The following is a 13,833-nucleotide window of genomic DNA, read 5'->3' as shown; positions in this document are numbered from 1 at the left end:
CTTTCCGTTCCCCCGGTTCTGATGACAGCTTGTACCAAAGCATTGAAGTCATCTTACATTTGCATGCGCATAATTTCCTGATAAGCTTCAATTGCTTTGTTTCTCATTTCTATAGCTGACAGCAGGGTTATACTGGATTTCTCGGCTGCGATCATAACGTCCTGAAGCTCCACGTTCTCGCCCTTCGCAAGCGCATTAGTCATCCTGTCGGATTCATGCTGTGCTTTATTTACTTCGTTTAACGCACTTTTCAGCATTTCCCCGAACTGCCCTGCCTGTGTTTTGGGCGCTGCTGTACTTGCCGGAGAAAGTCCTTGCATGCCTTGCATAAACCCCGGCTGTATTCCGTTAATCATCCTCATTCACCCTACTTTCCAATTTCCAGTGCTTTTAGAAGCATGCTTTTCGACGCATTGAAGGCTGTTACGTTCGCTTCGTATGATCTTGTGCTGCTCATCAAATCGGTCATTTCTTTTAATGGGTCCACATTGGGCATTTTTACATAGCCCTGGTCGTCCGCATCCGGGTGGGACGGATCATAAATGAGCTTAAACGGTGTTTGATCTTCGCTGATTTTTGTAACCCGGACACCGCTGCCCGCTTTTGCGCCAGCTGCATGCGAGAGGTGGGATGAAAAGCTGCTGCTTTCCCCGATCTCGACCATCTTGCGCTTATAAGGCTGCCACTCCCCGTCGACGAGCTGCCCTCTGGTAGATTCGGCATTGGCGATATTGGATGAGATCACATCCATGCGCAGACGCTGGGCAGTCAGTGCGGAAGCACTGGTATTAAGGCCTGAGAAAATGGACATGCTTATCTTCCTCCTGTTAAGACAGTCTGCAGTGACTTGAATTTCCCGTTCAGCCTGTCAGCGAGTGCATTGTATTGGATCTGATTTTTAGCCAGATCGGACATTTCCCTGTCAATATCAACACTGTTGCCGTTGGAATGATAGGAGCCTGCTTTATTGCGGATCGAAAGCCCGGTGTCTGCACTGGCAAATTCGAAATGCCTGTTATCTGTTCTAACTGCTCTCAGGGAAGCCATTTCTCCATCAAGGACATCCTTGAACTGTGCCTGCTTAGCTTTAAATCCTGGAGTGTCGGCATTGGCGATATTATTGGATAGTACTTTTTGCTGTATATTGGTATTTTTTAGCGCATTCTCCAGAGAAAGAACTGTATTTGAGAAAAGCAATTCGTAACCCCCACAATAGTTCTAAGACATTTGTCTGCCGTTCATGTCGAAATATGTTAAATACATACTGTTATTGTAAGGATAACTAGTCTCAAAGTCTATGAACTTCTTGTAAATTTTCCTGCTCATATCGTTCTATTTTTTGAACGGTACTTTTGAACTATATATTTTTCCTTGTTTTTTCTCAATACAAAAAAGGCACCCTTTAGTCGGGTGCCTTTTTGATTAATTTGATTTTAGACGTTCCAGTTCAATAAGGAATTTGTCATTCAGAACTTTAATATACGTTCCCTTCATTCCGAGTGAACGGGATTCGATGACCCCTGCGCTCTCAAGTTTACGGAGTGCGTTCACGATAACTGAGCGGGTGATCCCTACACGGTCAGCGATTTTGCTTGCTACGAGAAGGCCTTCATTCCCATTAAGCTCTTCAAAAATATGTTCAATGGCTTCAAGTTCGCTGTAAGACAGAGAGCTGATCGCCATTTGCACGACAGCCTTGCTTCTGGCTTCCACTTCGATTTCTTCCGCTTTTTCGCGAAGGATTTCCATTCCAACGACTGTTGCACCGTATTCACCAAGAATCAGATCGTCATCTTCGAACTGGGCTTCCAGTCTGGCAAGGATTAATGTACCGAGACGCTCTCCTCCGCCGATGATCGGAACGATTGTTGTAAGGCCATTCTTAAAAAGGTCGCGGTTTTCTACCGGGAATGCTGTGTATTCACTATAAACATCAAGGTTAGACGAAGTTTCAGAAACCTTGAAAAGGTTTTTTGTGTACTCTTCCGGGAATTGGCGGTCTTCAAGCATCTGTTTCATGCGCTCATGTTCAATCTGCTGATTGATTGCAAAGCCCAGAAGCTTCCCTCTTCTGCTTACGATAAAAATGTTCGCTTCGATTACTTCACTCAGGATCTCTGACATTTCTTTGAAATTAACAGGTTTACCCGCAGCCTTTTGAAGCATTGCGTTGATGGTTCTCGTTTTCTCTAGTAAAGCCATAATTGGGTTTCCTCCTAAAAATAGTGAATCTCTATAAGATAAATTGGCTTAAATCTTTATTGCTTGCGATTTTCCCCAGTTTTTCTTCCACATATTGCGGGGTGATGGTGATTTTATCCATTGAAATGTCCGGAGCTTCAAAGGAAAGATCCTCCAGAAGCCGCTCGAGAATGGTATGTAGTCTTCTTGCACCGATATTGTCTGTATCCTGATTAACATGATAGGCTACATCGGCAATCTTACGAATAGCCTCGTCAGAAAATTCAAGTTTTATACCTTCTGTCTCCAGCAGAGCGGTATATTGTTTGAGAAGTGCGTTATCCGGCTCGACAAGGATGCGCACAAAGTCCTCCGCGCTCAGCTTTGCAAGCTCTACACGGATTGGGAACCTGCCCTGGAGTTCAGGGATCAGATCAGATGGCTTTGCCATATGAAACGCCCCGGCTGCGATAAACAAAACATGATCCGTTTTGACGGATCCGTATTTCGTAACGACGGTGGAACCTTCAACGATCGGGAGAATATCGCGCTGAACGCCCTCTCTCGAAACGTCTGCAGAGCCTCCTCCGCTGTTCTTCTTAGCAATCTTATCGATTTCATCAATAAAAATAATGCCGGACTGTTCAGCACGCTGCACAGCTTCCTGTGTAGCTTCATCCATGTCGATCAGCTTTTGTGCTTCCTCATTCTGAAGGACTTTTCTGGCTTCCCTGACAGTCAGCTTGCGCTTCTTCGTTTTCTTAGGCATGAAGTTTGACAGGGCATCCTGCATGTTCATGCCCATCTGTTCCATACCCGAGCCCTGAAGCATATCAAACATGGAAGGCTGCTGCTCTTCAACATCAACCGTTACATGCTGATCCTCAAGTTCACCCATCTCAAGCTGGGCGGCAATTTTTTTCCGGCGCTCGGAAAGATCGGCATCATCATCGGAGGCGGTATTTTGCTCCTGGCTCTGCGCTCCCCCGAAAAGCATTTCAAACGGGTTTTTGTTTGACTGGCTTTTTTTCCTGGAAGGGACAAGCAGTTCGACTAGCCTGCGGTTTGCATTTTCTTCTGCTGCACCTTTGACTTCACTCATTTTTTCTTCTTTCACAATGCGGATTGAACTTTCCATCAAGTCGCGGACCATTGATTCTACATCACGTCCGACATATCCGACTTCAGTGAATTTTGTGGCTTCCACCTTAATAAAAGGAGCTCCTGATAGTTTGGCAATCCTTCGTGCGATTTCGGTTTTGCCGACACCGGTAGGTCCGATCATCAAAATGTTTTTCGGAACAACTTCATCTTTCAGAGAATCGTCCAGAAGGCTTCTCCTGTAGCGGTTTCTCAGTGCTACTGCAACTGCTCTTTTAGCATCGTTCTGACCGACAATGTACTGATCCAGCCGCTCTACAATCTGACGGGGGGTTAATTGGTTTTTCATGGTTACCAATCCTTTCCTACAGCTCTTCTACAATAACATTGCTGTTTGTATAGACGCAGATTTCACCGGCGATCCGGAGAGCTCCTTCAGCGATCTCCTTAGCTGAAAGGCTTTCGCCGCTATAACGCTTCAATGCTCTGCCGGCAGAAAGGGCATAGTTGCCTCCTGAGCCGATCGCGAGAATTCCGTCATCAGGCTCAATCACCTCTCCTGTTCCGGAAATGAGCAGCAAATCTTCCTTGTTCATGACGATCAGCATCGCTTCGAGACGGCGCAGAACTTTGTCGCTTCTCCACTCTTTAGCAAGCTCCACAGCTGCACGCTGAAGGTTTCCGTTGTACTCCTCAAGCCGCCCTTCGAACATTTCAAAGAGGGTAAAAGCATCTGCGACAGAACCGGCAAAGCCGGCAATGACTTTTCCGTTAAAAAGCCTGCGCACTTTTCTTGCCGTATGCTTCATTACAACTGCATTTCCAAATGTAACCTGACCGTCCCCGGCCATAGCATATCCATCCTTATGATGAATGGCAAATATAGTCGTTGCATGAAATTCACTCAATTGCTGCTCCTCCTTTAAATCATGCTAAGCTCTCGGATGATGAGCCATATAGGTCTTCTTCAGCTGATCCTTTGAAACATGAGTATATATTTGTGTGGAGGACAGATGGGTATGCCCCAGCAGTTCCTGAACACTTCTGAGATCTGCACCTTCATTCAGCAAATGGGTAGCAAATGTGTGACGAAACATGTGCGGGTGAATATGCAGGCTTGAAGCAGATTTTTTGACGATTTCATTTAGAATATGCCGGATGCCGCCAGCCTTCAAAGGATTCCCTCTGTTGTTTACGAAAATGGAATCATGAAGGTTCCCTTGCTTCAGCAGTTTTTTTCTGCCATCTCTCAAGTAAAGCTCCAGTGCTTCCTGCGCGAAGCTTCCGAACGGCACATACCTCTGTTTGTTTCCCTTCCCGGTTACAAGAATCGTTCCCATGAAAAGGTCGGCATCCTGGATCTTCAACCCCTCACACTCGCTTGCACGTATGCCTGTCGCATACAGCATTTCAAGCAGTGCCTGGTTCCGCTGGCCGAGCGGAGTGGTCAGATCGGATACCGAAAACAGAAGTTCCAGCTCCTTTTCATAAAGAAAGGAAGGGATTTTCCCATCCTTTTTCGGGAGGGAAACAAGGGCGAACGGGTTATCATTTAACACCTTTTCGCGGTTCAGGAACTTATAAAAGCTCCGAAGGCTGGATATCTTTTTGGCGATTGTCCTTCTCGACAGCTTCTGCTGATAAAGCTTCGTCAGAAAAAGCCGGATATCCTGATAAGTGACCTGCTTCAGTTCTGCAAGCCCCTCCTCCTTCATGAAAAGAGCAAATTCCTCAATATTTGCAGTATAATTCACAATTGTATATTGTGAATAGTTTTTTTCAATTTGTAAATATTCTACGAACAAAATTAAACTTTTCTTAACATTTTCCATTTTCCCACCTCACAAGGCGATTAAATGGTATCACATCAACCCTTGGCTTGCAATGGATATCAAAGTGTTTTCGAAATTTTTTGAATTGTTTCCAGTGCCCGGTTCGCATACGCTTCATATCTGTCCTTTTTTACTTTGATGCGGACAGGCAGCTCAGGCAGGATTCCAAAGTTGGCATTCATCGGCTGAAAATTATTCGGATTAGCGTTCGTGATGTAGTGTGCCATACTGCCAAGAGCTGTTTCCGGAGGAAGAACCACAAGATCCTTTCCAGTAACGAGGTGTGCAGCATTAATCCCTGCAAGCAGGCCTGAGGCTGCAGATTCCACATATCCTTCCACTCCGGTCATCTGGCCTGCAAAAAACAGATCTTCTCTGTGTTTGGACTGGTAAGTCGGCTTTAAAAGATTCGGAGAATTGATGAATGTGTTCCGGTGCATCACACCATAGCGGACGATCTCTGCATTTTCGAGTCCCGGAATGAGGCGCATCACATCTTTTTGAGGACCCCATTTTAAATGTGTCTGAAAACCGACAATGTTATAAAGGGTTCCGGCTGCATCATCCTGTCTCAGCTGCACGACAGCATATGGGCGCTTTCCGGTTTTGGGGTCTTCGAGTCCGACAGGCTTCATCGGTCCGAACAGCATGGTCTTTTTTCCCCTTTTAGCCATTACTTCAATCGGCATACAGCCTTCAAAGAAGATCTCTTTCTCAAATTCTTTCAATGGAACGGTTTCCGCTTCGATCAGCGCATTGTAAAAGCGGTCAAATTCTTCTTCAGTCATCGGACAGTTTAAGTAAGCTGCCTCCCCTTTATCATAGCGGGATTTTAAATAAACCTTCTCCATATCGATGCTTTCTTTCTCAATGATCGGAGCAGCCGCATCATAAAAATAGAAATAATCTTCACCGGTAAGCTTTTGAAGCTCTTCCGACAAAGCTTTGGAAGTCAGTGGTCCGGTTGCAATGATCGTCGGCCCTTCTGGAATTCCTGTGGCCTCTTCATTAAATACAGTCACATTCGGATGGTTTTTGACTCTCTCCGTAACGAGTGCCGCGAATTCATGGCGGTCTACTGCCAGCGCACCTCCTGCAGGAACGGCACAGTCATCTGCCGATTTGATGATGACGGAATTCAGGTGGCGCATTTCTTCCTTCAGCACGCCAACTGCATTTGTGAGGGCGTTTCCCCGAAGTGAATTGCTGCATACAAGCTCAGCGAATTTATCTGTATGATGAGCCGGGGTTTGCTTAACCGGCCTCATTTCGTAAAGGTTTACCTTTATTCCGCGCTCAGCAAGCTGCCAGGCAGCCTCACTGCCCGCCAGTCCTGCCCCTACTACATTTACAACTGTCTCATTCATTGCTAGTCCTCCTTCATAGGGCTTTTGATCACTGCTGCAAACTGTTTGCCGTAGCAGCAGCGATTGTAAACAAAAAGAAGGTGAGCATAAGAGGGCTCACCGTTACTTTTGCTGCTCTTCTTTGTAATCGCAGGCTGTACATTGCACCTGTACACCTTTTTTAAGCTTCTTCTCGACAAGCATGGATTCGCATCGCGGACAGTTTCTTGCAATGGGTTTATCCCATGACAGGAAATCACATTCCGGATATCGGTCGCAGCCATAAAAAATCCGTTTTTTCTTGGATTTGCGTTCCACGACATTTCCTTTGCTGCATTTCGGGCATGGAACGCCGATTTCTTTTACAATCGGCTTCGTATTCCGGCAATCCGGAAAATTGGAGCATGCCATAAATTTTCCGTACCGGCCCATCTTGATGACCATCGGGTTACCGCATTCCTCACAATCGATGCCGGCGTATTCATCCTTGATTTCCACTTCTTCCATCTCGGTTTCGGCTACTGTAATCCTTTTTTCAAAGTCTTTATAAAATTCATCGATGATTTTCACCCATTGGATGTGACCGTCTTCCACTTCATCCAGACTGTTTTCCATTCGGGCGGTGAACTCTACATCAATGATTTCAGGGAAAAACTCCATGATCAGTTCAAGGACTATTTCGCCGAGCTCTGTTGGAACAAACCGTTTATTATCAAGGGATACATATCCCCTTTTTTGAATCGTATCCAATGTTGGTGCGTACGTGGATGGTCTTCCGATCCCGAGTTCCTCCAGAGTCTTTACAAGCCTTGCCTCTGTATAGCGCGGAGGCGGCTGCGTAAAATGCTGGGAAGGCTCAATGTCTTTTGAGAACACCTCGTCCCCCTGCTTGAGATCAGGGAGAAAACGGTCTTTTTCTTCCACTTGATCATCTGTTCCTTCTACGTACACTTTCATAAACCCTGGAAATTTCACTTTGGAACCGGTCGCTCTGAAAACAACTCCATTATTATCAAGGTCCACGCTCATTGTGTCAAGTATAGCAGAAGCCATCTGACTTGCCAGGAACCGCTCCCAGATCAATTTATACAGTCTGAGCTGGTCCCTGCTCAAGTATTCCTTCATGACGGCAGGGCTTCTTAATGTAGATGTCGGCCTGATGGCCTCGTGGGCATCCTGGGAATTGGAATTCTTTTTCGCTTCCTTTTTAATCCCCAAATACTCTTTTCCATATTGGTCAGTAATGTAGCCCGCAGCTTCATTCTGGGCTGTTTCAGATATCCGGGTAGAATCGGTTCTCATATACGTGATCAGACCGACTGTCCCCTCCTTGCCGAGGTCAATCCCCTCATACAGCTGCTGGGCAATCATCATGGTCTTTTTCGCCCGGAAATTAAGCTTTCTCGCTGCTTCCTGCTGGAGGGTGGAAGTAGTAAATGGCACAGCAGGATTCCGTTTCCGTTCTTTCTTCGTGACGCTCGCGACTGTGAAAGAATTGCCTTTAATACTGGCACTGACTTCTTTCACATCTTCCTCTGTTTTCAGCTCACGCTTCTTGCCGTCCATACCGTAAAAAGATCCTTCAAACTGATCTTTTCCTCTTAGGAATTGGCTTTCGATGGTCCAGTATTCTTCAGGTATAAACGCATTAATTTCTTTTTCGCGGTCAATGATCAGGCGGACAGCGACCGATTGTACACGTCCCGCGCTTAAGCCCTTTTTCACCTTTTTCCAGAGAATCGGACTGATTTTATAGCCTACAAGTCTGTCAAGAATTCTGCGGGCCTGCTGGGCGTCCACTAAATCCATATTGATTGCACGGGGGTGCTTGAATGATTCCTTGATGGCATCCTTCGTGATTTCATTGAATACAACACGGCAGTCAGAGTGGACATCGAGGTCCAGGCTGTGGGCGAGATGCCACGCAATGGCTTCTCCTTCGCGATCCGGATCGGCTGCGAGATAGACTTTTTTTGCTTTTTTTGCAGCCGATTTTAATTCTTTCAGCACATCGCCTTTTCCCCGGATCGTTATATACTTCGGTGCGAAGTTTTGCTCAACGTCCACGCCGATCTGGCTTTTTGGCAGATCGCGGACATGTCCCATAGATGCTTTTACTTTGAATTTTTTTCCTAAATATTTTTCAATTGTTTTTGCTTTTGCTGGTGATTCTACAATTACCAGGTAGTCCGACATAAGTTATGTCCCCCTCAAGAGGTATTCTCTCTCTTTGTCTGTATCCGTTTATAAACGCTTAATGTAAGCAATTTTCTCTCATCAGGTTAAATCCCCACTATTATTAAATATATTTCATACGTTTGTCAAACAGTAATTTCCCGGTCACGCCTCTTTTATTCTTTATCTTTTGAAAACTTTTGTACAGTGCTCCCAGTATTTCATGTGAATGATCAAAAAATTCACACACACTTTCCTGCTCCGTACATGCTCCCCGGATTGAAGCAGTTTCTCTCTATACCCACTGCAGGCCGAGCAGCTCTTCCAAGATGTCCTCTGCGCAGGTCACGAGCCTGGCCCCGTCATTTATAAGGGCGTGAGTGCCTTCAGACAAGCCGCTCAGGATGCTCCCTGGAATGGCGAATACGTCCCTTCCCTGCTCCATCGCTGCCTGAGCAGTTATGAGAGAACCGCTTCGCTGCTTCGCCTCTGCAACGAGCACTCCCATTGAAAGTCCGCTGATGATCCGGTTCCGTTCAGGAAAGTGCCATTTTTGCGGTCTTACATGCGGCGCATACTCTGACAGCAGCAGATGATCCTTGCTGATTGCTTTCGCGAGCTGGCGGTTGGAAGCAGGATAGATATGCCGGAATCCTCCGCCAAGCACAGCAATCGTCCGGCCCCCATGTGAGATGGCAGCTGCATGGGCGGCTGTATCAATCCCTTCAGCAAGGCCGCTTACGATGACCATTTTCATGCGGATCAGAGGCGGCAGCACCTTCTCCAGGGCCTTTAAACCGTAAGGGGACGCTTTTCTTGCACCGGCTACGCCAAAAAGGAGCTTTTCATTCAGCAATCCCGTGTCTCCGATGCAAAATAAAAAGAGCGGAGGGTCCGGTATTTGTTTTAAAAGGTCTGGATAGGAGGTGTCATGGATGGTCAAAAAGCTGATGCCGGAAGCAAGAAGTTCCTTACGGAGATGAGCTGGCTTAAGGTTCCGGAAATCATAAAGAAATGCCTGACGGGAAGACTCGGGCACCGTTTCCAGAAAGATCGCAGGTGTCCGTTTTGAAATCAGGTCGTATGAGGAGTGAGAATGGAAGATTTTCCTTATTGAGGACGGGGTCAGCCCCCTGCAGCTGGAGAGAAGAAGAAGAAAATCACTTAAACGATTCACAAAAGCACCCTTTCTGTTTTTTTGCACATCAATAGAAACGGAAGCATCTGCTCCCGTTTCTACTATTAAATATTAGTGAGTTTTGCAGTTCTCATAAATGCCTTTTTCTTTTAACACTTTAATCAGGGTTTCTCCCATTACGGACGGGGTATCTGCTACTTCTATCCCGCATGCATTCATGGTTTTAACCTTTTCTTCCGCCGTCCCTTTACCGCCTGAAATAATGGCGCCTGCGTGGCCCATCCGCTTTCCTGGAGGTGCTGTTTTGCCGCCGATAAAGCCGACTACAGGTTTCGTCATATTCGCCTTCACCCATTCAGCCGCTTCCTCTTCAGCAGTACCGCCGATCTCTCCGATCATGATTACCGCATACGTATCAGCATCTTCATTGAATGCTTTCAGAACATCAATGAAGTTCGTGCCGTTTACCGGGTCTCCGCCGATTCCAACAGCGGAAGACTGCCCGATTCCTGCCTGGGAAAGCTGGTGAACCGCTTCATATGTAAGCGTTCCGGAACGGGAAACGACTCCTACGTGGCCCTTTGTATGGATATAACCCGGCATGATGCCGATTTTGCATTCGCCCGGAGTGATAACACCCGGACAGTTTGGTCCTACGAGGCGGGTTTTCTTCCCTTCCATGTAGCGTTTTACTTTTACCATGTCCATTACCGGAATATGCTCTGTAATGCAGATCACAAGATCCAGCTCTGCGTCGACTGCTTCCATGATGGAGTCAGCTGCAAAAGGCGCAGGAACGTAAATGACAGACGCGTTCGCACCTGTTTCATTCTTTGCGTCGATGACCGTATTAAAAACCGGCACACCTTCAACCTCTGTGCCGCCTTTGCCCGGCGTCACACCGCCAACGATTTTCGTGCCGTATTCCAGCATCTGCTTTGTATGGAAAAGGGCTGTTGAGCCTGTAATACCCTGAACGATCACTTTTGTATCCTTATTAACGAAAACACTCATTCTTATCCCCCGCCTTTCTTAGCCTACTAAAGAAACGATTTTTTGAGCTCCATCCGCCATGGATTCAGCTGCTGTGATGTTTAAACCTGAATCTTTCAAAATCTGTTTGCCTAATTCGACATTTGTTCCTTCAAGACGCACGACTAATGGAATTTCCAGGCCAACCTGTTTTGTTGCTTCCACTACGCCTTCAGCGATGATGTCGCATTTCATGATTCCGCCGAAAATGTTAACAAATATCCCTTTTACATTCTGGTCGGACAAAATGATTTTAAAGGCTTCTGTTACTTTTTCAGCTGTAGCGCCGCCCCCAACGTCAAGGAAGTTCGCGGGTTCTCCGCCGTAATAGTTGATGATATCCATCGTAGCCATCGCAAGTCCTGCACCATTGACCATGCAGCCGATCTTTCCATCCAGCGAGATGTAGCTGAGATCGTATTTGGATGCCTCGATTTCTTTAGCATCTTCTTCATCGAGGTCTCTGTACTCCAGCACATCTTTCTGGCGGTACAAAGAGTTCGCGTCGAAATTCAGCTTCGCGTCGAGCGCCATCACTTTGCCGTCACCTGTTACAACGAGCGGATTGATCTCAGCGATGGAGCAGTCCTTCTCCGTGAACGCTTTGTAAAGGCTCATCATAAATTTAGCCGCCTGGCCGACGAGCTCACGCGGGATGTTGATGTTGAATGCGATGCGGCGGGCCTGGTACATTTGAAGGCCGACAGCCGGATCGACAGATTCTTTGAAAATTTTCTCCGGTGTTTTCTCTGCTACTTCTTCAATTTCTGTTCCGCCTTCTTCAGATGCCATTAATACGACTCTGGAAGAATCACGGTCAAGGACAAGGCCCACATAATATTCCTTTTTAATGTCGCAGCCTTCTTCAATAAGCAACCGCTTTACTTCTTTCCCTTCAGGACCTGTCTGATGGGTGATCAGTGTTTTCCCAAGGATTTCACTTGCGTATTCTTTTACCTCATCCAGATTTTTTGCAACCTTTACCCCGCCTGCTTTACCTCGGCCGCCTGCATGAATCTGTGCTTTTACAACCGTTACTTGTGTTCCGAGTTCTTTCGCTGCTTCGACTGCTTCTTCCACAGTGAACGCGACTTTCCCATTAGGCACTGCAACCCCATATTTTCTGAGGATTTCTTTTCCCTGGTACTCATGGATATTCATATCCCATCCTCCTAACCTATGTATCAGCTAAATTAGACTGCGCTTTCATTTTATAAAATAGTTGATTGGTTGTCTACCATTCCACTCAAAATCTTTAAATCCTTCAAAAAATTCATAATTCTTCAGCGGAAATTATTTTTTTGAAAATATAAAAACTGTGGCATCACCCTGTTTTATTTTTCTCCCAAATCTTTGTCCAGTTTATACAAATAAGCAAAAATCTCCGCGACCACTGCATACAGCTCCTCCGGAATCTCCTGATTCAGCTCAAGTGTACCAAGAAGGCTGGCAAGTGAAGCATCCTCTTTGACAGGAACACCTGCCTGCCTTGCCCGATCCACGATTTCATCAGCGATAAGCCCCTGGCCTTTTGCAGTAACTTTCGGAGCTTTCTGTGTGCCGCTCTCGTATGTAAGGGCGATCGCCTTCCGTATCTCATGCTCTTTCATATTCTGTAATCGAATCCTTTCCCCGGCAGCGGATATACAGGTGCAGCCTTAGCCTGTTCCGTGCTTTTAAAAGAGATACCTGAAAACCTGTACGGCAGATCCTCGAATCGCTTTTTCAATATGGCTCCCGCCGTGGATGAATAAGGAGAAAGATCTCTATCTGAATAAACCGAAGCCGCAACAATCCGGTTTTGGATTTGAACGTCCGCCATTACCGGTCCAAGGCTTGAAAGAGACAGATAGAATACGAGCCTGCAAAATGCCGGATCCACTTCCCCTTCTTCGTTTTTCCGCAGCTGGTAGTGAACCTGTACATCTGTAAGAATTCTGTCATTTTTAAAAGGATAGTGATGCCATACCGAAACCGTTCCGGGCTGTTCGTTTTGAAGCAGCTGGCGTCCCTCGAGTTTCAGCAGCAGCTGATCTGCTTTTTCACCTGCAGCGCCTCCTGCTTCAGCAGCTTGCGCCAAAAGCTTTCCGAAGGCAGATTCCTTTGCCTGCCCGCTGTTTGCAGTTTCGGAGAAAGGACCGAGTATCTTTTCAAACATGGAAAACAAACGGACCAGCTCCTTTGGTGCTGATGCCGGTTCCGGAGATTGACGGAGTATCCACGCGCTTTCCTCCTCTGTAAACAGGGGATGCCGTCCGGTATTTTTAAGCGTCTGCATGATCTCAAGCGCCTTTTCTGGATCCTGCAGCTTTGCAGCAGCTGAGAGTGCAAGCTCACGGTTCGGTCCGCTGCCGTTAATCGAAGCATCTGCAACAGCTTCAAGAACACGCGCTGCCTCCCTTTTTCCAGACTGATCAAGTAGCCATTCTGCTGTCTGTCTCAATGCAGCAGTCCGCGGATTATGATCCGGGAGAAGTCTGATCAGTTCCTGCAAATCGTCCGCGGTCCGTCCTCCTTTAAACGCTTCAAATAAAGCGGATAACGTCCGGCTGTTCAGCGGCAGCTTCCTGGAGATCGCTTCTGCAGCCGCCAGGATGCCTGCAGGCTGACCGGCTTCCGGAACGGATCTAAGCCATTCGGAAGCTGCCGCAATATCTCCAGCCGTAAAAGGGATATTGGCCGTCAGAAGCCATCCTGAGAGCTGTGGATGAACGTTTGAGCCCGCCCCTGCCACGCCAGCCGTTCCATTTGCACCACTGCCGCCTCCGTGTGCTCTGATTATTTTAAGTCCCGGAATGCTGTTCTCCCCTGAGACCACTGCTTTGAATAAATACTCTGCTCCCTTTATGAGAGGGGCTTCTACAGCTGCAAGCGTCTTATGGGCACCAATTTGAAGAAGGGCCCGCTGGCTCGGATAAAGCTCCACTACTCTGCCCATTACGAGCTGTCCGTTCTGAAGCTTCAGTTCATTTCCCGGCGGCATGGACTGCAGCAGACGGTGGTGAAGGCCGGCACTGATCGGATCCAT

General features: G+C 46.9%; 14 protein-coding genes. All 14 read right to left on the bottom strand.

Annotation, left to right across the window (positions count from 1 at the left end; all coding sequences use genetic code 11):
• Window positions 1-53: 53 nt before the first annotated feature.
• The 14 genes from fliE to GKZ89_RS04835 all read right to left on the bottom strand — a co-directional run bounded on the left by fliE (window position 54) and on the right by GKZ89_RS04835 (window position 13,833).
• On the bottom strand, window positions 54-356 hold the full coding sequence (gene fliE / locus GKZ89_RS04900; protein ID WP_155111272.1) for a flagellar hook-basal body complex protein FliE: 303 nt from the start codon (window positions 354-356) through the stop codon (window positions 54-56).
• A gap of 11 nt (window positions 357-367) precedes the next feature.
• Entirely contained in the window at window positions 368-811 is a 444-nt protein-coding gene (flgC, locus tag GKZ89_RS04895; protein ID WP_155111271.1) for a flagellar basal body rod protein FlgC, read from the bottom strand.
• A 2-nt stretch (window positions 812-813) separates the two neighbouring features.
• Window positions 814-1,197, bottom strand: a complete 384-nt coding sequence (flgB, locus tag GKZ89_RS04890) for a flagellar basal body rod protein FlgB (RefSeq protein ID WP_155111270.1) — start codon at window positions 1,195-1,197, stop codon at window positions 814-816.
• Window positions 1,198-1,422: 225 nt separating this feature from the next.
• A complete protein-coding gene (codY, locus tag GKZ89_RS04885; protein ID WP_155111269.1) occupies window positions 1,423-2,202 on the bottom strand; it encodes a GTP-sensing pleiotropic transcriptional regulator CodY in 780 nt (259 codons plus the stop codon).
• A gap of 31 nt (window positions 2,203-2,233) precedes the next feature.
• Window positions 2,234-3,631 carry an ATP-dependent protease ATPase subunit HslU gene (gene hslU, locus GKZ89_RS04880; protein ID WP_155111268.1) on the bottom strand — a complete coding sequence of 466 codons (1,398 nt, stop codon included), beginning with the start codon at window positions 3,629-3,631 and terminating at the stop codon, window positions 2,234-2,236.
• 16 nt (window positions 3,632-3,647) lie between these two features.
• Window positions 3,648-4,190, bottom strand: a complete 543-nt coding sequence (gene hslV, locus GKZ89_RS04875; protein ID WP_155111267.1) for an ATP-dependent protease subunit HslV — start codon at window positions 4,188-4,190, stop codon at window positions 3,648-3,650.
• Between the two features lie 24 nt (window positions 4,191-4,214).
• Window positions 4,215-5,114 carry a tyrosine recombinase XerC gene (gene xerC / locus GKZ89_RS04870; protein ID WP_155111266.1) on the bottom strand — a complete coding sequence of 300 codons (900 nt, stop codon included), beginning with the start codon at window positions 5,112-5,114 and terminating at the stop codon, window positions 4,215-4,217.
• 59 nt (window positions 5,115-5,173) lie between these two features.
• The gene (gene trmFO, locus GKZ89_RS04865; protein ID WP_155111265.1) at window positions 5,174-6,481 is read right to left on the bottom strand and encodes an FADH(2)-oxidizing methylenetetrahydrofolate--tRNA-(uracil(54)-C(5))-methyltransferase TrmFO; all 1,308 of its coding nucleotides are present in this window, start codon (window positions 6,479-6,481) and stop codon (window positions 5,174-5,176) included.
• 102 nt (window positions 6,482-6,583) lie between these two features.
• Window positions 6,584-8,656, bottom strand: a complete 2,073-nt coding sequence (topA, locus tag GKZ89_RS04860) for a type I DNA topoisomerase (RefSeq protein WP_155111264.1) — start codon at window positions 8,654-8,656, stop codon at window positions 6,584-6,586.
• A gap of 274 nt (window positions 8,657-8,930) precedes the next feature.
• Window positions 8,931-9,812, bottom strand: coding sequence for a DNA-processing protein DprA (dprA, locus tag GKZ89_RS04855; RefSeq protein ID WP_162356491.1), 882 nt, complete (start codon window positions 9,810-9,812; stop codon window positions 8,931-8,933).
• Window positions 9,813-9,884: 72 nt separating this feature from the next.
• Window positions 9,885-10,787, bottom strand: a complete 903-nt coding sequence (sucD, locus tag GKZ89_RS04850; RefSeq protein ID WP_155111263.1) for a succinate--CoA ligase subunit alpha — start codon at window positions 10,785-10,787, stop codon at window positions 9,885-9,887.
• A gap of 18 nt (window positions 10,788-10,805) precedes the next feature.
• The gene (gene sucC / locus GKZ89_RS04845; protein WP_035411964.1) at window positions 10,806-11,966 is read right to left on the bottom strand and encodes an ADP-forming succinate--CoA ligase subunit beta; all 1,161 of its coding nucleotides are present in this window, start codon (window positions 11,964-11,966) and stop codon (window positions 10,806-10,808) included.
• 173 nt (window positions 11,967-12,139) lie between these two features.
• Window positions 12,140-12,415 carry an EscU/YscU/HrcU family type III secretion system export apparatus switch protein gene (locus GKZ89_RS04840; protein WP_155111262.1) on the bottom strand — a complete coding sequence of 92 codons (276 nt, stop codon included), beginning with the start codon at window positions 12,413-12,415 and terminating at the stop codon, window positions 12,140-12,142.
• A complete protein-coding gene (locus GKZ89_RS04835) occupies window positions 12,412-13,833 on the bottom strand; it encodes a hypothetical protein (protein WP_155111261.1) in 1,422 nt (473 codons plus the stop codon). The genes GKZ89_RS04840 and GKZ89_RS04835 overlap by 4 nt, the downstream gene beginning before the upstream one ends.

This window comes from Metabacillus mangrovi, assembly GCF_009711125.1.
GTDB classification, from domain to species: domain Bacteria; phylum Bacillota; class Bacilli; order Bacillales; family Bacillaceae; genus Metabacillus_B; species Metabacillus_B mangrovi.
Note: the sequence above shows the minus strand (reverse complement) of the source record. Positions and strands in the feature narration are given on the sequence as shown.